The sequence below is a fragment of the Hymenobacter sediminis genome, assembly GCF_003231285.1.
GTDB lineage: Bacteria > Bacteroidota > Bacteroidia > Cytophagales > Hymenobacteraceae > Hymenobacter > Hymenobacter sediminis.
Genome location: NZ_QKNS01000001.1, coordinates 1,356,706 through 1,381,623, shown reverse-complemented (window position 1 = coordinate 1,381,623; position 24,918 = coordinate 1,356,706). Strand labels below are relative to the sequence as shown.

Sequence of the window (24,918 nt, the reverse complement as noted above, 5' to 3'; positions counted from 1 at the left end):
ACTTCATTCCCAATGATGCGCTCCTTCCTGTTTCTTGTGTTGCTGGCGTTGGCCGGCACACTCTCTGCCCAGACGCCTGACACCCGCACCCTGCTGCCCGTACCTACCCAAACAACCTGGGGCCAAAGCCGCTTCACCGTCAAGCCTGATCTGTCGTGGCAGGTGTTTACGCCCACCCAAACCGCGGCCAGCCAGGCAGCCGATTCAGCGGTGGCGCAGGCGGTAGAGCGGTTGGTACTGCCAGCCCTGTTGCCCGGCCGGACGGGGGTAGGCCCCTCACGCAAGCAAACTTCGCCCATGCCCACGGCCAGCATCGTGCTGCAGTATGGCCGGCCGGGAAATTTGCTAATGCTGGGCGAGGATGAGTCGTACACCCTGCGCGTGACGCCCATGGGCGTGGCCCTGAATGCACCCACCCACTTGGGCATTCTGCGCGGACTGGCAACGCTGCGCCAGCTAGCTACCACGGAGAAAAAGACGGTTTGGCTGCCGGAAGTTGACGTAGCCGATGCCCCCCGCTTTCCGTGGCGCGGGCTGCTACTAGACCCAGCCCGGCACTTCATGCCCGTATCGGTGATAAAGCGCAACCTGGATGGCATGTGGGCTACCAAGTTCAACGTTATGCACTGGCACCTCGCCGACGACCAGGGCTTCCGTGTAGAAAGCAAGCTATTCCCGCGCCTGCACACTGTTGGGGGCGAAGGCCAGTTCTACACCCAGCAGCAGGTGCGCGAAGTAATTCGCTACGCGGCCCAGCGGGGCATTAGGGTTATACCGGAATTAGATATGCCTGGCCATGCCACCGCCTGGCTGGCTGCCTACCCCCGCCTGGCCTCCAATGACTCCGTTTATGGTGTAGCGCGCAAGTGGGGCGTACTCAACATCGCCATGGACCCCACCAAGGAAACCACCTACTCGCTGATTGATTCGTTGCTCAGCGAAATGACGCGCCTGTTTCCGGACCCCTATTTTCACATTGGCGGTGATGAAAACGATGGCCGTCAGTGGAAGCGTAACCCGCGCATTGTGGCGTTCATGAAGCAGAAGGGTTTCGTAGATGCCAAGGGCCAGCCCGATAAGCACGCGCTGCAAACCTACTTTAGCCGTCGGGTGCTGCAGATGCTGACGCGCTATCAGAAGAAGATGGTTGGCTGGGACGAGATTCTAGGTCCTGATTTGCCCAAGGATGCCGTTATCCAGAGCTGGCGCGGCAAAAAAGGTCTCTACGATGCGGCCAAGGCCGGCCATGCTACCCTGTTGTCCAACGGCTACTACATCGACCTCAACCTTACCGCTGCCTCGCACTACGCCTCCGACCCCCTACCCCAGGATGCGCCCCTAACCCCGGAGCAACAGAAACTAATTCTGGGTGGAGAAGCTACTATGTGGAGCGAGTTTGCCGATTCCCTCATCGTGGACTCGCGCATCTGGCCCCGCGCCGCCGCCGTAGCCGAGCGCCTCTGGAGCGCCAGCACCGTTCGCGACGTGCCCGACATGTACCGCCGTCTGGCCTTGGTCAGCAAGCAGCTGGAAACGCTAGGCCTGCGCCATCGCTCTGCACCAGAGCAGCTCCTAACTCAACTGGCCGGCGGCCGACAGACAGCAGTTGCCCCGTTGCGTACGCTAGCTAACATGTTGGAACCCGTAGAAGAATACAAGCGTCACTTCCAGGGCTTCAAGTACACTACTCAAACCCCACTCAACCGCCTGGTAGATGCTGCCCCGGCTGAGTCGGAAGAGGCGCGGGAATTTAGCGTGGCCGTGGATGGCTTGCTGGCTTACCGCCGCACCGCGCAGGGCCAGGGTGCCGCTGGCCTTCAGGGCCAACCGGGCAAGGCGCTGGTGGCTTACCTCACCAATGAGCTAGAATACTGGCAGGCTAATGATGCGCTGGTGCAACCCATTCTCAAGCAAAATCCCAGCCTCCAGGAATACGCCCCCCTTTCTACCCAACTGAAAGCTGTGGCCACCTTGGGCCTGGAACGCCTCCGGCTGCTAGAGAAAGGCCAGGCCCCTACCCCCGCCTGGCAAGCCAATGCCCTCAAGCAGCTCGATGCCGCCAAAGCCCCGGCCGGCCAAACCGAACTGGCCGTGGTGCAAGCTATCCGGCGCCTTGTAGAGGCGAAGTAGTAATTTTGACTTAGCTGACAGCTTGCTGTTTCACCTTTACTGTTTATGAAGCATGTTTACCGGTTAGGAATTCCTTTTCTAATCTACAGTTTCGTCTTTTTTGTTTTTACATGGCCGCTCGCGGCCAATTTTTCTACTTCTTTTTTGGCTGTGCCGGGGCATGACACTTACCAGTTTTACTGGAATGTCTGGCACTTTCGGGAAGCAGTAATAGCTGGGGTCAATCCATTCGTTACTGATTGGATGTTTTACCCCACTGGCTCCTCACTCATCATGCATGCCTACATTCCAATTGTGGGAGCTATAGCAGTGATGCTGGGTGACGAAGTATTGGCAATTAACCTTGCTCTACTCGCCAGCTTTGCCCTCTCAGGTTTGGGGGCTTATCAATTAGCGAAGCGTTGGATTAGTAATCCGGCGTTGCAGCTGTTAGCTGGCTTTATTTTCGCGTACTCACCTTACAAGCTTCAACGGCTTCCAGAGCATTACAATTTAGTGCTCACCGCTACCGTGCCTTTTTATGTCCTAGCTTTTCTGCGGGCATTCGAGTTTCAAGAAGGTCAGTTTCTACCCAAGATTAAAAGCAAAAAAGCTATAGCATGGTGTATAGCGCTGGCTTTTATTACTCTGCTGAGCGACTACTACGCCCTATTTAGTCTTATTTATTTCTCTCTGCTCTACGCAAGCTGGTACTGGCTTCGAATTGGACGATTAAACTGGCGCCACTGGCGAACGTGGGCCGGCTTGGCAGTGCTGCTGATCATTAGCCATATTATTATTCGGCTGATGCGCTTAGCTGGGCTACACGAAACTGGCAGTTGGTGGGGCGGTGACCTGTTAGCTTACCTGATGCCTCCTGCCACCAGCCGCTGGCTCTACTTCGATTGGGCTGACCGTCTCTACCATGATCCAAGCATATTCAATATGCCTGGCTCCATAGAAAACACGGTTTTCATTGGTTATACGCTGCCTGCTTTAACGCTATTCCTATGGATATGGTCCTACCGCCTCCGCTCATTGCGAGCACAGGATGCGGCGGGACGTCCGCTGATTTGGGTGGTTGTTTTGTTTCTGCTATTTACTGTACCCACCTTCCGCATCCACGGACACAACTACCTAAACCTACCTACCTCTATTCTGCATTTTATTCCGTTTTTTAACAACATCCGCTGTCCTACCCGGTGGATTATGATGGTTGGGCTCTTGCTACCCATCATCTCTTTTAGTGCGCTGGAAGCCGCCTGGCAGCAAGCAAAACCAGCCTCAAGGCATGTGTTCACTCTATTGCTAGGGGTAGCCATTGTGTTTGAATTCTGGCCCAAATCTTACCAACAGACTGCCGCCACCGACATTCCGGCACTTTATGGCCAAATCGCGGCTCTACCAGGTACCACTCTCATTCCTATTCCAATGGGCGTTATGGATGGTAACACTCACACGGGGGAAATGTCAACTGAGCAGTTGTATTACCAAACCCGTCACCGCAAGAAACTACCGGGCGGCTATCTGTCGCGGGTTTCACCAGCGTTATTTGCCTCTTTTGAGCAGCAACCAGTCTTGCATGCTCTCCTCAAAATTCAAACTGATTCGGCGGCTATACATGACACTCCACAGTTAACAAATCAGCAAATAGAGAATTTCCTGCGACAGTATCGGCCGGCAGCGTTTGTTATTGACTCTAGTTATGCTCACCAGCCTATCCGTTTCTACTTGAGAGAATTGCTGCAACCTTACGGGTTCACCGAGCAGGTAATAGGTCAACAAGTACTACTGAAGCCTACTTCTCAACCTGACAAGTTTTAAAACTGATCTCAACGCTGTGCATATCCTACTTGCGCCTCACTAAAACAGCACCGATACCTGCATGCGGCCGGTATGCACGGCGTTGAGGCCGTTGGCTTTGCGGCCGTCGTAGGCCAACGTTACGTTGAGGCCGTTGCTGAGGCGCTGCTCCAGGTTCAGGTTCCAGGTGAAGTTGCTGCCGGGGCGCAGGGCATTTAGGATTTCCAGCCCGACCAAAGAGCCCTGGTCGCCCTCGAAAGTGACGCGCACGTAGCGGGTAGTAGCCGATAGAGTGCGCTTGCCCACTTGGCTGATGCGGGTTTCTACCCCTAACTCATCGAAAGAGCCTTCCGCATCCTCGTCGGGACCAGCGGTGTTTTGCTTGGTAGTGCGCAGGTAGGTACCGGTGAGGCGCAGCACGTTGGTGGGCTGATAGCTAATCTCGGGGGCCAGCTCATACTGCAGTACCCGGAAATTACGCGTTACCAGGTAATTCGAAAGATTCTCGCGGATACTGCGGGTAGCCGTGAAGCGGCCCGTGAATGACTGGGCCAGCGTCCGGCGCAGCAGCACGCTTTGGCTGGCCAGGTTGCGCGTGTCAGAGCCCTGAGTCAGCAGTACTTTCTGCTGGGTTTGTTGCACCGTAAACTCGGCCCCAAAGATGGGATTAGACCGGTTGAAGTAGAGCGTATTGCGCAGCAGCTTATTCAGGCTCAGTAGCAAGGAATCAGCCGTCTGGAAAGCAAAGGGGTTCAGCCGCGACGACAGTGTGTTCTCGGTGGTGCGGCGGTCAAGTGTTACCGTGCTCAGGGCCGAAAAGCGTCCGATAAAGCCGCGCAGTCCCGGCAGTTCGCGCCACCCGCGCGGGGCGTTGGTGGTAAGCCGGTAGCTGAAGCGGTTGGTGAAAGCTGGAATATAGTCGTCGGTGGGCAGAAAGACTTTGATGTGGGTGCGATACTGAGCGTCCGAGGTCTGGGCCTCGAAAAACTCGTCCTTATCCTGGCGGTTGTTGTTGTTGGCGTCGCCGCCGTAGTAGTGAGTGCCTTGGCCGTTGGGCACCGGCAGGAAGGTGTAGTCGCGCTTCAGCTCCCGCCCGGTAGCCACGGCGTAACTGAGCTCAGAGCGCAACAGGTTATCAAAGAAGCTGGCATTCCAGTCGAGCTTCCCCAGCACGGTGCGCTGCCGGGCTGAGTCGCGGGCGGCTAGGTCGCGGTAAGTAGCCAGAATAGCTAGGTCTTGCGTGGCGCCGAGGCGGGAAGTAAGGGTGCCCTGCCAAGTTTGAGCGCGGCCCCGCTCCTGCAGCTTGGTTTGCTCTAGGTTCGGGGTTTGGTCGCGGCGGTAGCTGTAGTCGAGGCGGAAGCGGGTGCGGGCAGAGTCGCGGCTTTGCAGGAACAGGGCGTGCTCATCGAAGTAATTAGCCGACGTTAGGGAGTCACCGTTCGCCTTGGCTACCCGGTTTTTATCGAAGCGGTAGGCGTAGCCGGGCACCACTGGCCCCGTCACGTAACGGGCCGTTGCCTCGCCCCGCGCCCACCGCGACTGGCGCCGGCCAGCCTCGGCGTTCAGCACAAACAGGTTGCCTCGCACCTGCACTGGCCCTACCTGCCGGGCTACATCAATCCAGTGCTGCACTCCGCTTACTTCTCCGGCCCGGTAGCGCCGGCTCAGGCGGTACCCAATGGCATTGTCTGCATCTTTTACTACCCCCACTGAAGCGTTGAGGATGTTGTCTTCGCGCGGCTGCTGGTTGTTGGTGATGAGCGTGTTCGAGGTACTCCAGTTGCGGTCAAACTCAATATCCCGGTACCGGTCGATAGGGGCGAAACGGCGGCTGGTGTATTCGTAGTCGAGGGTGCTGCGCAGCTTATAGCCCTGCAGACCAGGTAGGCGCACGGGCCGATCCTGTACCACGTAGCCCACGCGCATGGCCCGCCCCTGCGCCGACTCCGGCGAAAACCGGTTTACATCCAAATCCGACGCAGCCAAATCAACAAACACTGTAGCCGTCGAATCCAGCTGGTAGCTGGTGCCTACCGTCATGAGTTGCTTTTGCAGGGGGGTAGGCAGCACCCGCACGGGCTCGTAGGAGCCCAGGCCAGTGCCCACAAACTTATATACGCGGCCGTTGGCGAGGGCATCTTCAGGGGTGGTGCTCAGGTTGTAGCGGCCCTGCCCGGCCCCTACGTTGGTAAAGCGCACGTTATACACGGCCTGGGTAGTATCCAGGGGCGGATACACGTACACGGCTACCTGCTGCTGCGTGGCGGGGTCAAGCTGAGTTTCCTCCCGGTACTGTACCTGCTTCCGGTCGTACACCACAGTATCTACCCCCGACACAACGGCCTGGCTTACATTGTCGCCGATGGAGCGCAGTACGTTTTTCTCTGAATCCTTGAGGCTCAGATTCGGGGAGTTGTCGGGGTTGTCGGCTTCGCGGTAGAAGTTGGCGTGTACCTGCAGGCGGCCCAGCTGCTGGTAGTGGCTGGCCTGCAGCAAGGAGCGGGAATAGTTGAAATCGGAATACTCGAAATCAACCTTGATGCGGGAATTGCGGGTAATCAGGTGGCGCGGCGAAAACGTTACCTCCGCCTGGTTATAGTCGATAACGTAGTCGAAATCGAAGCCCCGCACCAGCAAGCGCCCATCTAAGTATACCCGCTCGGAGTTAGCTAATATGATAATAAACTGCTCTCCATTCAGCCCGCGCAGGCGGTAAGGGCCCTGCACGTTTTCGAGCGGAGAAATATCGATGCTAGCAAACTTGCCCTTGGCTACCCCGGCCGCCACGGAGGTAGTGGCAAACGCTTCACCCGGCTTAAAGGAAAGCAGCCCGCTTCGGCGCGGACCGCCCGTGGCCGTGGTGACGGTTTGACTGACACCGTTGGGCCCTACCCCGTTCGGGGTAATATTGTTGGGGCTGCCGGGTGAGAGGTTAGTGCCATTCTGAGTGGCGCCCGAGCCAGCGGGTGGTGGCACGGTAGGCGGCACCGTCACGAAGGTACCCGTGCTGGTTCCGGCCGCGTTGGGGTACTGAAACAGCTGGGGGTTGCTGACGCCCGGCCCGCTACCCCCGCCAAAGCCACCAACCGGCAACTGCCCGAAGTTGGTTTCCAGCGCCCCGCCCTGGATGTTCTTGTAGAAGCGAAGAAAGTAATCGGGCTTGTTGCGCAGCACCACGTCGCCGGCTGTCAGGTTCCAGCGGGGGTGGGTCAGGGTGATATAAATTCGGTCGAACTCCTGGAGCTGCTGCGTATTGCCCTCGGGCTGAAATGGCACATTCTGGTCCGAAATGGCCGCCGTTAGGGTAATTTGGTCGGTGAGTTTGCCTTCCAGCTGCAGGTTCAGCGAGGAGTTGACAAAGACGTTCTGCGCGTTACCGAAGGAAACACCCCGCGAAAGATTACCGGTTTTATTGATGCCCGGCGTTTTCAGAATCTGCTCTTTCACCATGAAGTCTTCTACCCCTATCATGGACGGGCGACGCCAGAACTCCAGGCTATCCATCAAGCGCTGGGGCCGCAGGTAGCGCGCCGCAGCCAGCTGTACCGGCAGCACCCGGTAGCACACCAACACGGAATCGGCCCCGGCGGGCAGCACAATATCAGGGCGGCCAGGCTCCGGCGCGGGGAAGCGCGTGCTGGGCCGCACCAGCTGGTACTGGTCGGTTCGGGCATCATACGCCAACGAGTGACCCGGCGCACTAACGGAGGTAGGAACAATGGTCAGCGAATCGCGAAGGCGAAACACCAGAGTATCCCGGTTCGGGGCCCAGCGCACCCATACGCAGCGGCGGGTGCTGGGTGGCATCTCGGGGCGCTGCTGGGCTTGTGCTGTTTGGCTTTTCCAGCTCAGGAACAGCACCATCAGCAGCCCGCACAAGCGCAGAAGGAAAGGCGTAGAGCTGCTGATCATTCAGTAAAAATACGAGGCCGGAAAGCTACGGCCACCATAACGCCAAAGGCCCCAGAATTCGTGCCACTTGTCGAGCCTGAATCCCTACCCTGCCAAGGGCAGCTCAATGCAGAATGACGTGCCTTTGTCTTCGTCCGTTTCAAACCAGATGCGCCCCCCGGCACTCTCAATGCCGCGCCGGGCTACGGCCAGCCCAATGCCCGAGCCTTTTTCCTTGGTCGTAAAGTTTGGCACGAACACCTTGTCGCGTACATCCACCGGAATGCCGGTACCGTTGTCCTGAATGCAGATGCGGATACGGTTGTCAGGCTGGGCCTCCAACCGGGCTTCCACCTCCGGCTTTCTGCCGGGCGGAATAGCCTGCAGGGCGTTGATGAGTAAGTTATTGAAGGTCCGGACCAGCAGGCTTTCATCAGCAAACACCACGTAGCGGCCGTCGTCAGCATCGTCGGGCAGCACCAGTCGGATGCCCGCCCCACTGGCTCCGCCCTGGTGCAAGCCTACGCACCGCCTCAGCACCGGCGCCACATCGAGGCGCTCAGGGCGCATGGCAGGCAGGTTGGTAAAGTTGCTGAATGAGGTAGCAATATCCGTCAGCACGTCAATCTGAGTGATGAGCGTCTGCGAAACCTTGTTCATCAGCTCATCGAGGTTGGGCCGCTTATCCTGGATGGCGCGCTGCAGAAACTGCAGGCTCAACTTCATGGGTGTAAGCGGGTTTTTGATTTCATGGGCTACCTGCCGGGCCATTTCGCGCCACGCGGCTTCTTTTTCCTGGGTAGCCAGCTCTTGCTTGCTTTCTTCTAGCTTCAGCAGCATCTGGTTGTACTCGCGCACCAACAGCCCAATCTCATCTTCAGACTCGTAAGCTAGCATCTCGTTTTGGCCCGTGAGGGTCGTGTGCTTCAGCTTTTCGGTGATAATTTTCAGGGGTTGGGTCAGAATTCGCGAGGCTAGAAAAGCCAGCATCAAAAACAGGATGAACATCACGGTGAAGATGTTCAACAGGGTAGATACCAGCTCGGTAAGCTTGTTATCCAGGTCTTTCTCTGAGTCGAAGAACGGAATGCCCACGTACCCGAGTACTGCCCCCGGCCGCCCGGCCTGCACGGACCCCGCTCGCAAGGGTAGGTACAGGGCGTTGAACGACAATGTACCGGCGCGCTCCGTAAGTAGCACCCTTGGCTGCCCGTCTTCGGTTAGTGCTGATACGGCCTGTGGGTTCATCAGCGAGCTTAGCACACTCGCCTCAAAAATGAGCGGCTGACTGCTGACCAGCAGCTCGCCGTGGGCATCATACAGGTTCAGGTCGGTTTCCGTGAGAGCAGCCACGTTCTCTGCCAAATCGACGAGGTAGGCGCGGTTGCCGGGGTCCGTCAGCAGGTCGCGGTTCTTGAGCAGGTTTTCCTGCACGGCCTGCCCGCGGCGCTGATAAGTGCGCAACAGATCATGCTTGTAGGAGTTGGTAACCTGACTGGCAATGGCTACGCTCACCACAATTAGGGGCACCAGAATGCCGAAGTTGAGGAAAAGCTGAATTTTGGTTCCGAAGTTCGTGCGCAACAGCTCCCGATACTGTCCTCTGGCTAGTAGGAAAGTACCCATCAGCAGGAGCCAGCAGAAGCTATGAGCCAGGAATAAGAACGAGAAGTTGGCCAGCCAGTCGGAGAAGGAGTAGGTAGCCGTCGTCACGACAATCATGCGCCCGGAGCGGTCATTTGCCCGAACCGCCAAGTGGTGGTATCCTTCCACAGCCACCCCGGTAGTGTATAGCCGCTTATCTCGGAAAAATCCCTCTGGAAACCGGTTTACATAGTCAAAATCGCCCTCACTGTATATGAGTTGCTGCTTCTGATAGCCTCCGTAGCTTAGCTCAGTACCCAGGCGGGGCTGAAAAAACTTCTGGTCCACCAGCAGTTCAGGCACTACACTGTTTGCCGTTAGCTTTTTCAGGGTGAGCTCTAGCACAATGGTACTTGGCCCCTCTTCTACCTCTTGGTTGGGGGTAGGCACTGAGAAGAAGGCAACGTAGCGGCGCGAGTTGAACTGCCCGCCTCCATCCCGAATCAGGTAGATGTTAGGATGATCGGTAGGGGTAGCATTTTCCAGTAAGAACTCACGGGTCTGCGCTAAGCTGCCGCCTACCGCTACGCCCCGCCCGGCAGGGTTAAAGACAATTACCCTAACCGCATACTTATCAAAGTAATTACGCAGGTAGTACTTAACCACCTTTTGCCGAATCAGATCTAGATTGACAAACGGGCTAGCCAGCATATTTTGCAACACTGCGTCCTGAGCCATTTCCTGCCCCCGCTCTACCAGCAGGTATTCTCCTTGCAGGTCGTTATCGGTCAACAGATTACTGGCTAGATTTTGCTTATTTATCTGGAGTTGCCGGTTAAAATGCTCGTACAGCGCAAGGCTGCCCACCGCGGAGCTTACGCCTAGCATCAGGAAAATAAACAGGTACACCTGATACGGCAGTACTACCCCTGCCGACTTCAGGCCCGTAAGACGCAGGACAAAAAAGAACAGCAGCGTAATACCCAGAATAGTAGCATGCACCTGCCCTGCTACCAGACCCAGGCTCAAAAACATTACCGCACTTACTAGCAGCAGCAGCAAGCCAGCATTACGGCTAGATGGCCGGACAATGCCTGTAAAGAGCTGCGACAATAGGTAGAAGCCCACAAGATAGCTACCCGTATGTAGCACTATAGCCACCACTAGCAGCACCTTGAAAATACTTACCTGAATATCCTGGGTAATATCAAGGATGAGTTGGGAGTTGCTGAAGCTACTGGTATAAAAGTCGAAGAGCAGTTCCAGCAGTCCGTAAAAAGTCAGCACAGTTACTGAACCAAGTAGCACGCGCTGTGGTAGGTGGCGCACCCGTTGGGTAAAGCGCATAATGCCGTAGCGCCGGAATAGTAGTAGTACATAGTAGGAGGCTACCACAAAGATGCCCGCGTTAAGCAGCAAGTCGCCAAGGGAAGGCGAAATCCAGGAAGCCGCGTACACCCGGGGGTCAAACAGCCGCACTTCCAGAAAGGAAAAGGGCAGCCCGAAGTAGAGCATAACAGCCCGTAACCCTACCAGAGGCATCACTACCGCTAATGCTCCCGCCCAGGCTTTGCCTGCGGCAAACTGCTGCCGGGCCACATAGGTCCAGGCTCCAATGTAAGCCCCTACCCCCAGCAGCAGCAGCAACAAGGGCAGGTACTTGCCAGTAATTGGGTCGGCCTGCAGGCTTTCAATGGAGAAGAGGTAATTGCCTTCGTTCGAGACAAGTCGTGGCCGGGTAGAAGTACCCTTCTCTACAATCAGCCGAACATTCTGGCCCTGGAAAATGCCCTGTCCATTACCCTCACGCAGGTAGCGGTTGCTGATACCATACTGGATTTCCAGCGGAATGTACGTCAGTACGGTATAGGGCCCTTCGGTGTGGCGCAACACCAGAAACTTGCCAAAGCGGGTTTCCAGCAGCCGCTCGTGGTAGCGCTGAGCCACCTGTTCCACATCGGGCCGCACGCTGTGGTCCGACCAGTAAGCCAACTGGTCGCCCCGGAAAATGAAGGTAGGATAGGTGGTGTGGCTGGTAAGACTTTGAAAACTTACCCGGCGAGTAGCCAGCCGTTGCAACACATCCGTCGATTCCCGCTCGCCTGCCAATTCCGCTTCCATCAGCAGTTCTTGTAGCCGGGTGGCCGATGCCCGCAGTACTACCTCCGGGTTTTGGCTGTAAAGGTTGCTGAGGTAGGCAGCCCCAAAGCACAGGAGCGCCAGCGTAAGCAACCAGGCCGGGGGAAAGCGGAAGAACTTCAAAGGGGAATAGAAATGGTGGAATCTGAACAGTGCAACCTTGATACCAAACAAAAATGCCGCCCTGCGGCGGCATTTCCTAACCTATACTATTGCACCGCAACTCAGCGGCGGCTAGCTGCATATCGGGCATCGTAGCGGATGCCACCAAATAAGTAGAGCATGAGAGTACGCGAGTAACGCAAGCTGAGCGGAGTCAGAAGCAGCGCAAAAATAGCCACCGCTGTGATGTACACCCAAGTATCAGGGTCATTTAGGAGGTAGTAAACTGCAAAGCCCACTACCAGCATAATTCCTGTTGAGAAAGCAAAGCTAATGTACATAGCCCCCCAGTAGAACCCCGGCTCCGGCTCATAAGCCTGCCCGCACACCGGGCAGGCTTCTGGCATTTCTGTGAACCGTGCCAAGTTCAGGGCCGAATGCGTGAACAAAGGCCCTTGATGGCAGCGAGGACAGCGTTGCTGGAGGATACCTACCAGGGAGGAGCTAGTGTTAGCCATGCGCGTTTTTCTTCTTTTGCTGGCTGTGCCGGTACCAGAAGTACCCCACGGTCCCAATCAATACGTAGGGAATCGTCATCAGATACAGGATTCCTTTGTTAAGGCCAGTTGTATCGTAACCGTCTTTCTCCTGGCGCGAAGCTTCTACTTGGGTTTTACACATAGTGCACTGCGCCTGCACGCTAAGTGGCAGCGCACTCAGCACTACCCCCAAAAACACGACGAACAGCCCGTTTAACAGTATCTTTTTCATGACATTGCTTGATTTCGTTGTAAGAGTAACCCCCTAGGTACTACCATAGTTCGGTTGTGCAAAGTCTTAATCCGTGTACTCTATTTTACCTGAACTTAGGTATAGTACGGAGCAATCATGAAATACACAATCACACCCGTCACCGACACATACAGCCAGATGGGATAGGTCCAGCGGGCAATCCGGCGATGCTTCTGGAACTGCTCAGTTAAGGCGAAGTACAGGGTAAACAGTACCAGCGCTACCGTAATAGCTGCTAGCAGAATGTGGGTAATCAGGATGAAGTAGTACACTCCACGGATCAGCCCCTGGCCCCCAAACTTGGTTACGATGCCTTGAGAGTGGTAGGCTACGTAGGAGACCAAAAACAAGGAGCCCAGTAAAAAGGCCATTCCCATCATGGCGCGGTGCTTAGCCACATCCTTGCGCCGGATGAAGTAGTAGCCTAGCACGAGGAACACTGCAGTCAGTGAATTCAGCACGGCATTTACTGCCGGCAGCATCTTCACATTAGCGCCCGGAATCCGAAAAGCACCCGGCATGAAATACAGTACGGCAACGGCGAGTGGCACTACTGCTCCCAAGACGCCAGCAGCAATTTTATACTTGGTGAAGTTGCCATGGTTGGCAACTGGTGAGTTATGGGTGGTCATAGGTGTAAAGCAACACTTCAATTTCAGTGATGAGCCGGTTCACGTCCTTTTCATTGCCGCCATCATACCGGCCGCGCAAGTGTCCGTCACGGTCTATCAAGAACAACTCATGGCTGTGGACCATTCCAGAGCCACTGCCAACAACGGGGGGTAGGCGCAAATCCTGAGTTATTAACCGATTGACAGCACCTTTGTCGCCGGTCAAGAAAAACCATTTGCCAGCAATAGCGCCGTATTGCTCGGCGTAGCGAGCCAGTACGGCAACTGAGTCCTGTTCCGGGGCCACCGTCATAGAAGCTAGCCGTACCCGGGTATCCTGCCGAAACTTTTCCTGTACACGCACCAGTTGGCTGTTCATGCGCGAGCAGGTTTGCGAACAAGCTGTAAAGAAAAAGCTGGCTACATACAGGCCTTTATTCCGCAGCTCCGCTCCTGTCACTTCTCTTCCCGATTGTGATACCAGTCGAAAGTCACCGATTTGGTGATAAACAGTATCGCGCTGCCACTTTCCATCAACCTGAGTAGAATCTACTCGCTCAGGCAGGAAAGTTGGCAGCGCGTAACGGTTGGTACCAAAGCTTTTCAGGAAAAGGAAAGCCAGAACCGGAACCAGCAGAATCAGGCCCAACACCAATGTTTGTTGGGGCCTCATCAAGTTAGCTAATCAGATTCTGAACCGCTTCGCCGATGTAGGAACCTTCAGTGATGAGTGCTACTAGCAGCCAAATCAGCAAGGCCATCGGAATCAGAATGCTCCAGATCAATCCTTTTGTTTCATGCTTCAAGTGCATGAACTCAGCCACGATAAAGAAGGCTTTGAAAATGGTGAGGATGATGAAGATAGAGTTACGGAAGGTGCTAGCCGGCATGAGGTAGGCAATAACAAATTCCAGGGCCGTAATTGCCGAAATAATCCAGAAGGTTCTCCAGATCCAAGCAGTATTTGGTTTTGGAATCTCGCCGGTCGGAACGGTATCGTGCGTTGCGTGCTGAGCCATGATGGTGGGTCGCTGAGTAACGAAGAAAAATACACGTAGAGCCGGGGTCCATAAAGGCCACCCGGCTCTACGTGCTTGCTGAAATTAAACCAAATAGAAGAAGGTGAAAACGAACACCCACACCAAGTCCACAAAGTGCCAGTACAGGCCAATCTTCTCTACCATTTCGTAATGGCCGCGCTTCTCGAAGGTGCCATTCGTGGTGGCAATAAACGCCCAAACCAGCAAGCAGACACCCGAGAATACGTGGGTACCGTGGAAGCCCGTGATAAAGAAGAACAGATCAGCGAACAGAACTGGGCCATACTGGTTCATAGCCAAGTTTGCGCCATGAAACACCGTACCGTCATTCATCACAGTTCCCGCTTCGGTACCAGTGATAAAGTGAGTCCATTCCCACGCCTGGCAGCTCAGGAAGGTAGCGCCAAACAGGATAGTCCACAGCAGCCACTTCTGTACGTCCTTCTTGTCGAAACGATGACCAGCTTCAACCGCCAGTACCATGGTAACTGAGCTGAAGATGAGGATCATTGTCATCAGAGCTACGAAGCCCAGCGGCAGGTGAGTGCCGTGCAGGCCAGGGAAAGCATCAAATACTTTCTCAGGGATGGGCCAGTAGTTGGTCGAGAACTTGAAAGCTTCAGGCGTACCCTCATACACCCCGTGGCGGTGACGAATCAGACCGTACGTGGTGAGGAAAGCGGCGAAGGTGAAGGCATCCGACAACAGGAAGAACCACATCATCAGCTTGCCGTAGCTCGCCTTAAAGGGCTCGTTCCCGCCATCCCAAGTGCCGGTACGCGGCTTATCCAGGGCGGAATCAGAAATTGCCTGCGTCGTGGAAATGGTGGACATAGCGTGCGGGGGTTGACAAAAATCAGTGGTTCAAAAGTAGGAACAAATACAGGTACAACCAAAGCGCGCCTAGGTAGTGCCAGTAGATGGTTACGTTGCCGATGGAGAGCATTTGGCGGGAATGCACCTGATAATTAAAGCTTTTACGCAAAACTATCAGCAGAAAGATAAGCCCTGTAATCAGGTGAAATGCATGGACGCCGGTTAATACATACAGAAAAGAGCCGGAAGGGTTGGCATCTGTACCCGCAAAAAAGATACGAGCCCCTACCAGTTGCTCCCACATCTGCCATTGGCCGATCAGAAAAGCTATGCCTAGCACCGTAGTTAACGCCAGAGCCGTGCGTACCTGAGTTAGCTCATCCTTGCGGGCGGCAAACCACGCCCACTGTACAGTGGCGGAGCTGGCGGCCAGAATAAGGGTAGTAATCAGAAAGCCAAAAGGCAGGTCAAACTCCAGCCAGTTGCCTTCGTTGCGACGTACGATGTAGGCACTGGTATAAGCCGCAAAAATCATGAAGATGCTGACCATCATCAGCACCAACAGGAAGCGCAAGGGATGAATCCCGGTGGCCGGCTGCTTGGTGGTTAATGCTTCGGAAGGATGCATATGATGAAAAGTAAAATGAGAAACAAAGTGCTACCTGTTCAACATGAGTCGAAGGTACTTTGTCCCACTCCCATGCTATCCTTTTGCACTTTTTAAACAAGGCTATAGCTTGTCTAAAACCAACGCTATCTGAACAATGGGCAAGTAGAGAAATGACCCAAACATGATGCTCATGGCCGCTTTCTTACTGACGGTGCGCATGAGGTAAAAGGTCTGCATTAGGAACAGCACGCCGCAAATAGCCGCCACCATTGGATAAGTGGTACTCGTCATGCCAAAGTAGAAGGGTAACAAGCTCAACGGAATCAAGACCAGCGTATAGGTCATGATCTGGAAGGCAGTGCGTAAATCCTTTTTGCCGGGGGTAGGCAGCATTTTAAAGCCTGCCTTCTTGTAGTCATCGTCTAAGACCCAGGCAATGGCCCAGAAGTGCGGAAACTGCCACATAAACTGGATGCCGAATAAGATCCATCCTTCCAACCCGAGGTAGCCCGTTGCTGCAACCCAGCCAATTAGGGGAGGCATCCCGCCTGGAATAGCTCCTACAGCTACACAGATAGGCGAAATAGTCTTGAGTGGGGTATAGATAAACCCGTATAAAATCAGCGAAATCAGGGAAAGCGCCGCTGCAATAGGGTTGAAAATAAAAGCTAGCAACCCTAGCCCTGCTACCCCAAGCAATATACTGAAGATCCATGCCTCGCGGACGCTGAGCACCCCTAATGGTAACGGACGCTTAGCTGTCCGCTTCATCAATCTATCAAGATCTATCTCGAAAATCTGGTTGATAGTATTGGCTGAACCCGTAACAGCCAGACCACCTAGCAACACTAACGCAGCACGCCCCCATTCCAACTCATGGGCTCCCAGCAGGTAGCCGATGGCGCTGGAAAAAGCTACCGTAAGCGCCAAGCGGAATTTAATTAACTGAAAGAAAGCCCTAGCCTTACTCATCAACTCCTGAAATAAGTTGCGCGGCGAAAAATCCGCCAAACGGGGCCGCAAAGTTACGCAACAACAGCCGGAGTAACCACCTGCGGCCTCAACTTCGTAGCCTGCCGGTAAGCTACCAACGCTAAAAACTGCGCTCCGAACAACAGGGTGGCCAAGGTAAGATGCACAGGTTGCACTGCAGCCGGGAATGAGAAATAGGCCAGAAGTATTCCAGCAGCTATTTCTGCGGCTATCAGTACAATGACTGAGGCGGCCAAACGATGTAAACGCCGCGATGGAAGATGATACAACCGATACACGAGGTAGGCGTTCAACAACAGCAGTAGTGCTGAAAATGACCGGTGCACCCGGAAGGTATTCCCTAATTGCTCTACCCATCCTTCTCGGTTCAGGTATTGAGCTGCCGAAGCCACTAAGTCGATTTCCTCTCGCACTTGGGTGCCCAGCACTATCTGTAAAAATGTTGTCAGCACTGCGACCCAAAGCCACAAGGTTAATCCTCGCACTCCCTGAATAGGTTCTATGGCCACTTCCCTACCCCTCTGCGACCGGTCAACAGCGTAAATCAGCATTGCTACAATCAGCAGTGCTAGCCCCATATGGATGGTCACCATGATAGGGAGCAAGTTGGTTGAAACTACCAAAGAACCCAGCCAGCCCTGTACTCCGGTTAGCAGAAATGATGCTAGAGCCAGCCAAAATACTATCCGGTCGCGGCGCCAGTAGGGCAAGGCAAAAACTACCGTGCCAAATACGAATACGCCAATCAGAGCTCCAACCAATCGATTCACATATTCAATCCAGGTTTTGACCGGATTGAAGTCAGTTTCTATGTACTGGGTGGGATGAGCGAATATGTCTCCTGCAACTTGGTGGAAGCCCATCCGCTCAAGTTTACTTGCCAGCTTTCGATTTTTCTCTACTCGCTGTGCGGTATAGATTTCCTTGTAATTAGCTGGTAACTGACTTATATCCGTAGGTGGCACCCAAGTGCCAAAACACTTCGGCCAGTCAGGACAACCCATCCCAGAACCGGTACTTCGCACAATACCACCTACCAAAATCAGAATGTACACGGCTACTACCGTGAGTATTCCAACAAACCTAAATCTACGAACAAATGTGGGGCTTGACATACTCAATGTGACTATGCAGGGTGTGCTGCTTTAACCATCAAAATGGCTATTTGCTTACAACAACAAAAGGGAAATCGGTATCCGGCACAGCCGGTCCGGATTTCCCTTCAGAAGTAAAGAAAATGGGCCGCCGTAGGTACAGCGGCCCATTTCAGAAGGCGAGGTGCGCGAAGCACTTATTCCATTTCCTTTTCGTACGGCAGGTTCGAAGATTGAGTCTGCGAGTATGGAACGTGCTGAGGGATGAAGTCTTCAGCAGCACCGGGCTTACTATAGTCGTAAGGCCAACGGTGAACAGCCGGAATAGCACCAGGCCAGTTGCCGTGGCCAGGTACTACCGGAGTAGTCCATTCCAGCGTGGTTGAGTTCCAAGGGTTCTCGGTAGCACGACGGCCGCGGAAGATGCTGTAGAAGAAGTTAAAGATGAAGACAAACTGAGCAAAGAAGGCAATGATAGCCGCTGCTGAGATGAACTTATTGAGGTCAGCAAACTGGCTGAAGGTATCAAAGCCAGTCCATGCATAGTAACGACGGGGGAAACCGGCAATACCAACATAGTGCATAGGCAAGAACACCAGATATACACCCAAGAAAGTCAGCCAGAAGTGTACATAGCCCAGCTTCTCATCCATCATCCGGCCGAACATCTTCGGGAACCAGTGATAAACGCCGGCCCACAGGCCAAAGAAGGCTGAAGAACCCATTACCAAGTGGAAGTGAGCTACCACGAAGTAAGTGTTGTGCATCTGAATATCCAGAGCAGCGTTACCCAATACAATACCGGTCAAACCACCAGCAATGAACAGCGACACAAACCCAATGGAGAAGAGCATTGCTGTTGTGAAACGGATGTTACCGCGCCACAGAGTAGCCAACCAGTTAAAGGTTTTTACCGCTGAAGGAACTGCAATAATCAGCGTCAGGAACATGAACACTGAGCCTAGGAATGGGTTCATCCCTGTCACGAACATATGGTGAGCCCACACAATGAACGAGAGGAGCGAAATCCCTAGCAGTGAGCCAATCATAGCACGGTAGCCGAAAATTGGCTTACGAGCATTGGTAGCAAGGATTTCCGATACCATGCCCATAGCAGGCATGATAACAATGTATACTTCGGGGTGCCCCAGGAACCAGAACAAATGCTGGAACAAGATGGGCGAGCCACCCGTGTTAGGCAGAGCCTGACCAGCAATGTAGATATCCGATAGGAAGAACGAAGTGCCGAATGAGCGGTCAAAAATCAGCAGAAGAGCTGCTGAGAATAGAACTGGGAAAGATAGCAAACCCAGGATAGCAGTTAGGAAGAATGCCCAGATAGTCAGGGGCAGTTTGCTCATGCTCATGCCCTGGGTACGCAGGTTGATAACCGTCGTGATGTAGTTCACACCACCTAGCAACTGCGACACGATGAATAGTGCCATTGATACCAGCCAAAGAGTTTGGCCAGCACCCGAGCCAGGAATAGCTTGAGGAAGCGCGCTAAGAGGAGGGTAAATTGTCCAACCAGCAGCAGCAGGACCCGTTTCGATGAACAGGGAAGAGAACATCACTACGCTCGACAGGAAGAAGAACCAATACGAGAGCATGTTCATAAACCCGGAAGCCATATCACGGGCACCAATTTGAAGCGGAATCAGGAAGTTGGAGAATGTACCTGACAGGCCAGCAGTCAGCACGAAGAACACCATGATAGTGCCGTGCATCGTCACCAGGGCCAGATAAAACTCTGGATTCAGTTTACCAGCTTCAATCCATTTACCAAGAAATGGTGAAAGCCACTCGAAAGTTGACTCAGGCCAGCCTAGCTGCAGACGGAAGAGGCTCGACAGCGTGCCACCAATGATAGCCCAGAAGATACCTGTAATCAGGAACTGCTTGGCAATTACTTTGTGGTCAGTGCTGAAGACATACTTCTGCAGAAAACTCTGCTCGTGGTGCTCGTCATGGTGCGCATGCTCATCGTGCGATACGCCCGGCTCGGTTACACCGGCGCCGCCTTGCACTTGCGCTTGAGTAGGAAGATTAGCAGCCATAGTGGAAGCGTGCAATTAAGTGATATTAGAGCGAAGCCTTAGCTGAAACCGGAACTACAGCTGCAGCCGATTCGGAAGCAGCTGATTCTTTCTCAACCAGTTTGTCCGACTTCTGTTTGAAGCTAGCCAATACATCAGGGTTCTGCTCAGAGAATGACTTCTGTTGACCAAACCACGCTACGTAGTCATCTGGTTCATCTACCACAATGTTCAGCTTCATAGCGAAGTGACCACGGCCACAGATTTGATTGCAAGCAAGCTCATAATTGAACTTCGGGTTACCCGTTTGAGCTCGCATCTCGTCAGTCGTTTTGGTAGGAGTAAACCAGAACTTAGTTGGCATACCAGGTACCGCATACATCTGTACACGGAAGTGAGGCATGTAAACCGCGTGAAGTACGTCGCGCGAACGGATTTTGAGCAGCACTGGATGTCCTTTAGGTACGTGTATCTCAGGTGCTACGAAATCATCAACCCCATTCTTATCGCTCAGATCAAAACCAAATTCGTTGGTAGCATCAATAAGACGATAGTTTACAACACCCAATTTCTGATCACGACCAGGGTAACGAACCAACCAGTTGAACTGCTTGCCCATTACCTCTACTACAACAGAATCTTTCGGAGCAGGCCCAGTAATACGTGTCCACTCCTTCCAGCCAGCAAACACGAGTCCTGCCATAACAATGGCCGGAATCAGAGTCCAGATAACTTCAATCTTGTTGTTATGGGGAAAGAAGAATGCGCGGCGGCCTTCTTTATGCTGGTATTTGTAAGAGTATACAAATAGCAGTATTTGAGTCAGGGTAAATACGATACCCAGAATGATCATCGTGGTCCAAAACATCCGCTCGGTAGCATGACCATGAACAGATGCAATGGGAGGATTCATCTTATCGTAATTATCGATGAACGACCATGCAAAGGCCGCTCCACCAACAACTAGAAAAATGATGAATAAGATGGCGTTTACGCGGTTACTAACGCCAACTTCTCGCGCCGAGCTGCCCGAAAAGATTGAGGTTAGAATCTGGAGACGGAACAGCAGGCCAAACACGACCAGCAGCAACACCAGCACCAGAAGAATACCAAGAGTAGTCATTAGCAGGAGGTAGAAGTGAGTACTGAGAGCGAGAGGTGAGTGGTGAAGGGTGTTCGCCCCTCACCTCTCCCAACCCAGCGTCTGAAATCAGGTGGTGTGGTGGACGCTTTCATCCAAGAATGGATGATGAACTGGCACAAGTGAAGCTTGCGAAAGGCGCTTAGTCATCAATAGAAGGAAGGCACCCAGGAAAACCAGAGCGGTACCTATTTCAATGATAAACCCGTTCTCGGCCTTCATCGTTCCGGGCATCAGCATCAGATAAAAGTCCGACCAGTGTCCGATCAGAATAGCTATGCTCACAATCTTCAGCATGATCATCTGACGCTTGGCATCACGAGTCATGAGCACAAGGAAGGGGAATACAAAGTTGATAACCAAGTTACCGAAGAACATCCATGTGTAACGGCCGTCGAAACCTCCCAAGCGCTGGTTATAGTACACAGACTCTTCCGGCAGGTTAGCATACCAAATCAGCATAAACTGGGAGAACCATACGTAAGTCCAGAAAATGCTGAAACCAAACATGAACTTGCCTAAGTCGTGCAAGTGGCCTTCTTTAACGAAGCGTAGGTAGCCAGCTTGTTTGAGGAAGATTGTGCACAGCGTTACAGCAGCAATACCTGATACCCACCAAGAGGCAAATACATACCAGCCGAACATTGTAGAGAACCAGTGCGTGTCTACTGACATTACCCAGTCCCAAGCAGCAATCGGCGACGACACTGCATAGATTACCAAGAACAGTGCTGATACATTGATACTCTTATGGAAATACTCAGTACCACCGTTGAGGTCCTCAGCCAGAGACAAGTCGCGCAGACGCTTTGTAAAGAACGCCCACAGTCCGAGGAACAGAACCATACGGATCAGGTAGAAAGGCAGATTTAGAAAACCTGATTTACCAGCAATGATGGCATCGTAATTCTCGTTGCCCTTTTCCATGATTCCTGGCATCGTCCAGTGGAAAATATCATGGTTAATGAGGCTAATGAGGAAAATGCCAATCATCAGAGCCAAGCCAGGAATCAACCAAGCACTTAGTGCCTCATTGATGCGCTTGATCAATACAGACCAGCCAGCATAGGCTACATACTGAATAGCCATAAATACTGTACCAATGGCAGATACACCGGTGAAGAACACGTTGTTATGCCACAGGCTTACGATTAGTCGCTTAAGCCAAGCAGGGCTGCCATGGTGTCCAGCAGCTGGACCTGCCCCATGGCTGGTAGCCTCGTGAGCAGCTGCCGCACCTTCGTGGTGTTCAGCGCCAATTCCCAGAGCTGCCAGCAGTAACCCGATAGCTAGAACAATAGCTCCGGCTACAATGATTAGGATGAACTTTTTACGAGCAGACGGCGAAACCTCCAGGTATTCAGCCGTAACGCTTTCTTGATGCGTCAGAGTTGCCATAGGAGTATATTAAAGTGCCGTACCGTTACGTGCTTTGTCACCTTGTCCAGGAGTTTGTGAGGCTTTGTCAGCCTGTGCTTCCTGTACGGGGCTCTGCGTTTGTGAATCGGTAGTTTGCGAAGAATCCGCTACTGCCGCATTATTTACTCCTGCTGCTTTCAGGAAATCAGTCATTCCATCAGGACCTTTGCCTTGCTGCAACATCCGGACATACATGGCAATTTTCCAACGCTCTTCCGGATTAACTTGTGAGCCATGAGGCATCATCCGGCCCTTACCCCATTGAATGACGTGGTAAATGTGACCGTCGTTCATGGTTTTGTATGCGCCAACTGAATAATTAGGCACACCCTTAAACTTAGCCCCAACTGGTCCATCACCAGCGCCTGATTCACCGTGGCAGTGTTGGCAGTTACGCGTGTAAAGAGTCTTACCCTCTTCCAAGGCATCCTTGCTGTAAGCAAAAGGATTACGCAACGTAGTTTCCGCAGTTGCTATATCGTCTTTGGCAATATGGGTGTAGTAGTTAGCCTTTCCACGCGGAACGGTACCTACAGCAGGAACACGCATGTTCAGACCTAAAGGATTTACCTTGTTTGTATGCTCCTGTTTGAGTGGCTCGTAAGGAATCGAGGCATACATCTCAGGGGCATACTCTAGGCCGGGGTCATCGGCTCGGTTGCAGGCGGTGGTGAACACCGATGCCAGCAGAACCGCCGACGCTTGCAGAGTCAATTTCAGCGAATGCGTCATTAGAACTTGGACATTTCTTTTTGGTTCACCTCCGAAGCGCCATTGTCACGCAGCAGCTGTGTCAGTTTGGTCATATCGGTGTTTTCATTCACCTCAATGGCTACTACAAACTTATCGTCAGTTGAGCGTACGTCCAGCACAGGGGTTTTCCAGCGTGGATACAGCTTGCTGATGGTATAGAATGTGATTACCATTCCATGGCAGCAAAACAGTACAGTCAACTCGAACGATACCGGAATAAAGGAGGGTAGTGCGATGTGGGGTTTACCACCGATAATCATCGGCCAATCGAAACCCAGCATGTATATCTGCATCCAGAGGGCGAAGCTCAAACCCGTAAGCCCGAAGAAGAAGGCTGCGATTGGTAACCGCGACCGTTCGATGCCAAGGGCATCGTCCATGCCGTGGATTGGGAAAGGAGTGAAAACTTCGTAGATCTTAACGCCCGCCTCGCGGACGTTTTCAACGGCGTGCAGCAGCACGTCTTCGTCGTCGAAGATGCCGAGGGCGAAGCGCTTAGTCATGCTTATCGTAGTTTACAGAGGCCGAGGCGGGAACTCCGTGGGTGGTAGCAGGCTGAGGAGTATGGTGATGCGGGTCATGGCCAGTATAGGTTGGGCCGTTATCCACCGTATATTTCAGTACAGACTTTACTTCTGCCATGTTGATTACCGGGAAGAACTTGGCAAACAGCAGGAACAAGGTGAAGAACAAGCCGATAGTACCAACATAGATACCGATATCGATGATGGAAGGCGAGAACATTACCCAGCTCGAAGGCAGGTAATCACGGTGCAAGGAGGTAACGATAATTACGAAACGCTCGAACCACATACCGATGTTCACGATAATCGACAACACAAAGGTTAGCGGAATGCTATAACGAACACGACGAATCCACACCAACTGCGGAGTGATTACGTTGCAGGTCATCATCGACCAATATGCCCACCAGTAAGGTCCCGTTGCGCGGTTGATAAAAGCGTACTGTTCGAATTCGACTTGGGAGTACCAAGCGATGAAGAACTCCGTGATATAGGCTACACCTACAATAGAGCCCGTAACCATCATGATTTTGTTCATGAGGGCAATGTGCTCAATAGTGATGTAGTCTTCCAGCTTAAATACTACCCGGGTAATGAGCATCAGCGTCAGTACCATTGCAAAGCCTGAGAAGATAGCACCCGCTACGAAGTAGGGAGGGAAGATTGTGGTGTGCCAGCCTGGAACTACCGAAGTAGCAAAGTCCATCGATACGATGGTGTGTACAGAGAGTACTAGAGGCGTAGATACACCAGCTAGAATCAGCGACACAGTTTCATAACGAGACCAGTGTTTAGCGGAACCTTTCCAGCCGAAGCTCAGCAGCGAGTAAGCTACTTTAGCAATGGGGCCTTTAGCTCGGTCACGGATGGTAGCAAAGTCTGGAACCAGACCCGTATACCAGAAAACCAAGGATACCGAGAAATAGGTCGAGATGGCAAACACGTCCCACAAAAGCGGGGAGTTAAAGTTTACCCACAGCGAGCCAAAGGTGTTTTGCAGTGGGAATACCCAGTATGCAAGCCATGGACGACCCATGTGCAATACAGGGAACATAGCGGCGCATATTACCGCAAAAATGGTCATTGCCTCAGCTGCCCGATTAATCGAGGTCCGCCACTTTTGACGGAACAACAGCAGAACTGCTGAAATAAGAGTACCGGCGTGGCCGATACCAACCCACCACACGAAGTTGGTGATGTCCCAGGCCCAGCCGACGGTTTTGTTCAGACCCCATTCACCGATACCATACCAAAGAGTACGGTAAACAGAGTAGAAGAACACGCCGAGGAGGACGAGAGCAACGCTGAGAGCGGCCATCCAGCGGATGTTGGGGGCGGCTTCTACCTGGTGCGCAACGTCCTGGGTGACGTCGTGGTACGTTTTCCCCCCGGTAACGAGCGGCTCCCGTACAGGCGATACGTGCTGCATAGTTTTTGGACTTAAAGGAGTAGGTGGGAAGA

At 53.3% G+C, this 24,918-nt stretch carries 19 protein-coding genes; 2 read left to right on the top strand and 17 right to left on the bottom strand.

Annotated elements, in window-relative coordinates:
* The first annotated feature begins 12 nt into the window (after positions 1–12).
* Positions 13–2,130, top strand: coding sequence for a beta-N-acetylhexosaminidase (locus DNI29_RS05995; RefSeq protein ID WP_110977122.1), 2,118 nt, complete (start codon positions 13–15; stop codon positions 2,128–2,130).
* 45 nt (positions 2,131–2,175) lie between these two features.
* The gene (locus DNI29_RS05990; protein WP_110977121.1) at positions 2,176–3,933 is read left to right on the top strand and encodes a DUF6311 domain-containing protein; all 1,758 of its coding nucleotides are present in this window, start codon (positions 2,176–2,178) and stop codon (positions 3,931–3,933) included.
* Positions 3,934–3,972: 39 nt separating this feature from the next.
* Here the strand turns inward: DNI29_RS05990 and DNI29_RS05985 are convergent, their stop codons facing one another.
* The 17 genes from DNI29_RS05985 to nrfD all read right to left on the bottom strand — a co-directional run bounded on the left by DNI29_RS05985 (position 3,973) and on the right by nrfD (position 24,886).
* On the bottom strand, positions 3,973–7,824 hold the full coding sequence (locus DNI29_RS05985) for a DUF8818 domain-containing protein (protein WP_110977120.1): 3,852 nt from the start codon (positions 7,822–7,824) through the stop codon (positions 3,973–3,975).
* An 84-nt stretch (positions 7,825–7,908) separates the two neighbouring features.
* Entirely contained in the window at positions 7,909–11,649 is a 3,741-nt protein-coding gene (locus DNI29_RS05980; protein ID WP_110977119.1) for a sensor histidine kinase, read from the bottom strand.
* Between the two features lie 101 nt (positions 11,650–11,750).
* Positions 11,751–12,035 (bottom strand): DUF983 domain-containing protein, encoded by a 285-nt coding sequence (locus DNI29_RS05975; RefSeq protein WP_110977311.1) that lies wholly within the window; start codon positions 12,033–12,035, stop codon positions 11,751–11,753.
* A gap of 103 nt (positions 12,036–12,138) precedes the next feature.
* On the bottom strand, positions 12,139–12,399 hold the full coding sequence (locus tag DNI29_RS05970) for a hypothetical protein (protein ID WP_110977118.1): 261 nt from the start codon (positions 12,397–12,399) through the stop codon (positions 12,139–12,141).
* 95 nt (positions 12,400–12,494) lie between these two features.
* A complete protein-coding gene (locus DNI29_RS05965) occupies positions 12,495–13,052 on the bottom strand; it encodes a DUF420 domain-containing protein (protein WP_110977117.1) in 558 nt (185 codons plus the stop codon).
* Entirely contained in the window at positions 13,039–13,704 is a 666-nt protein-coding gene (locus tag DNI29_RS05960; RefSeq protein WP_110977116.1) for an SCO family protein, read from the bottom strand. Before DNI29_RS05960 ends, DNI29_RS05965 begins: the two co-directional genes overlap by 14 nt.
* A 4-nt stretch (positions 13,705–13,708) precedes the next feature.
* A complete protein-coding gene (locus DNI29_RS05955; RefSeq protein ID WP_110977115.1) occupies positions 13,709–14,050 on the bottom strand; it encodes a cytochrome C oxidase subunit IV family protein in 342 nt (113 codons plus the stop codon).
* Between the two features lie 84 nt (positions 14,051–14,134).
* Positions 14,135–14,905, bottom strand: coding sequence for a cytochrome c oxidase subunit 3 (locus DNI29_RS05950; protein ID WP_110977114.1), 771 nt, complete (start codon positions 14,903–14,905; stop codon positions 14,135–14,137).
* A 22-nt stretch (positions 14,906–14,927) separates the two neighbouring features.
* Complete coding sequence (locus DNI29_RS05945; protein WP_110977113.1) at positions 14,928–15,515, bottom strand: cytochrome c oxidase subunit 3; 588 nt, start codon at positions 15,513–15,515, stop codon at positions 14,928–14,930.
* 102 nt (positions 15,516–15,617) lie between these two features.
* Entirely contained in the window at positions 15,618–16,469 is an 852-nt protein-coding gene (cyoE, locus tag DNI29_RS05940; protein ID WP_110977310.1) for a heme o synthase, read from the bottom strand.
* A 53-nt stretch (positions 16,470–16,522) separates the two neighbouring features.
* Complete coding sequence (locus tag DNI29_RS05935; RefSeq protein WP_110977112.1) at positions 16,523–17,605, bottom strand: COX15/CtaA family protein; 1,083 nt, start codon at positions 17,603–17,605, stop codon at positions 16,523–16,525.
* A gap of 176 nt (positions 17,606–17,781) precedes the next feature.
* Positions 17,782–19,641 carry a cytochrome c oxidase subunit I gene (locus DNI29_RS05930; RefSeq protein ID WP_110977111.1) on the bottom strand — a complete coding sequence of 620 codons (1,860 nt, stop codon included), beginning with the start codon at positions 19,639–19,641 and terminating at the stop codon, positions 17,782–17,784.
* 25 nt (positions 19,642–19,666) lie between these two features.
* The gene (locus DNI29_RS05925; RefSeq protein WP_110977110.1) at positions 19,667–20,743 is read right to left on the bottom strand and encodes a cytochrome c oxidase subunit II; all 1,077 of its coding nucleotides are present in this window, start codon (positions 20,741–20,743) and stop codon (positions 19,667–19,669) included.
* A gap of 87 nt (positions 20,744–20,830) precedes the next feature.
* Positions 20,831–22,159 (bottom strand): quinol:cytochrome C oxidoreductase, encoded by a 1,329-nt coding sequence (locus DNI29_RS05920; RefSeq protein ID WP_238388011.1) that lies wholly within the window; start codon positions 22,157–22,159, stop codon positions 20,831–20,833.
* A gap of 9 nt (positions 22,160–22,168) precedes the next feature.
* A complete protein-coding gene (locus tag DNI29_RS05915; protein ID WP_110977109.1) occupies positions 22,169–22,912 on the bottom strand; it encodes a c-type cytochrome in 744 nt (247 codons plus the stop codon).
* Entirely contained in the window at positions 22,912–23,436 is a 525-nt protein-coding gene (locus DNI29_RS05910) for a DUF3341 domain-containing protein (protein WP_110977108.1), read from the bottom strand. The genes DNI29_RS05915 and DNI29_RS05910 overlap by 1 nt, the downstream gene beginning before the upstream one ends.
* Positions 23,429–24,886, bottom strand: coding sequence for an NrfD/PsrC family molybdoenzyme membrane anchor subunit (gene nrfD, locus DNI29_RS05905; protein WP_238388010.1), 1,458 nt, complete (start codon positions 24,884–24,886; stop codon positions 23,429–23,431). The genes DNI29_RS05910 and nrfD overlap by 8 nt, the downstream gene beginning before the upstream one ends.
* Between the last annotated feature and the right edge of the window lie 32 nt (positions 24,887–24,918).

Bases quoted from the DNA above. Each gene is read 5' to 3' on its own strand.
- DNI29_RS05915 (WP_110977109.1), bottom strand. From the start codon at position 22,912: ATGACGCATTCGCTGAAATTGACTCTGCAAGCGTCGGCGGTTCTGCTG.
- DNI29_RS05935 (WP_110977112.1), bottom strand. From the start codon at position 17,605: ATGTCAAGCCCCACATTTGTTCGTAGATTTAGGTTTGTTGGAATACTC.
- DNI29_RS05990 (WP_110977121.1), top strand. From the start codon at position 2,176: ATGAAGCATGTTTACCGGTTAGGAATTCCTTTTCTAATCTACAGTTTC.
- DNI29_RS05965 (WP_110977117.1), bottom strand. From the start codon at position 13,052: ATGACCACCCATAACTCACCAGTTGCCAACCATGGCAACTTCACCAAG.
- DNI29_RS05960 (WP_110977116.1), bottom strand. From the start codon at position 13,704: ATGAGGCCCCAACAAACATTGGTGTTGGGCCTGATTCTGCTGGTTCCG.
- DNI29_RS05925 (WP_110977110.1), bottom strand. From the start codon at position 20,743: ATGACTACTCTTGGTATTCTTCTGGTGCTGGTGTTGCTGCTGGTCGTG.
- DNI29_RS05970 (WP_110977118.1), bottom strand. From the start codon at position 12,399: ATGAAAAAGATACTGTTAAACGGGCTGTTCGTCGTGTTTTTGGGGGTA.
- DNI29_RS05995 (WP_110977122.1), top strand. From the start codon at position 13: ATGATGCGCTCCTTCCTGTTTCTTGTGTTGCTGGCGTTGGCCGGCACA.
- DNI29_RS05975 (WP_110977311.1), bottom strand. From the start codon at position 12,035: ATGCCAGAAGCCTGCCCGGTGTGCGGGCAGGCTTATGAGCCGGAGCCG.
- DNI29_RS05955 (WP_110977115.1), bottom strand. From the start codon at position 14,050: ATGGCTCAGCACGCAACGCACGATACCGTTCCGACCGGCGAGATTCCA.
- cyoE (WP_110977310.1), bottom strand. From the start codon at position 16,469: ATGAGTAAGGCTAGGGCTTTCTTTCAGTTAATTAAATTCCGCTTGGCG.
- DNI29_RS05985 (WP_110977120.1), bottom strand. From the start codon at position 7,824: ATGATCAGCAGCTCTACGCCTTTCCTTCTGCGCTTGTGCGGGCTGCTG.
- DNI29_RS05950 (WP_110977114.1), bottom strand. From the start codon at position 14,905: ATGTCCACCATTTCCACGACGCAGGCAATTTCTGATTCCGCCCTGGAT.
- DNI29_RS05920 (WP_238388011.1), bottom strand. From the start codon at position 22,159: ATGGCAACTCTGACGCATCAAGAAAGCGTTACGGCTGAATACCTGGAG.
- nrfD (WP_238388010.1), bottom strand. From the start codon at position 24,886: ATGCAGCACGTATCGCCTGTACGGGAGCCGCTCGTTACCGGGGGGAAA.
- DNI29_RS05930 (WP_110977111.1), bottom strand. From the start codon at position 19,641: ATGGCTGCTAATCTTCCTACTCAAGCGCAAGTGCAAGGCGGCGCCGGT.
- DNI29_RS05945 (WP_110977113.1), bottom strand. From the start codon at position 15,515: ATGCATCCTTCCGAAGCATTAACCACCAAGCAGCCGGCCACCGGGATT.
- DNI29_RS05910 (WP_110977108.1), bottom strand. From the start codon at position 23,436: ATGACTAAGCGCTTCGCCCTCGGCATCTTCGACGACGAAGACGTGCTG.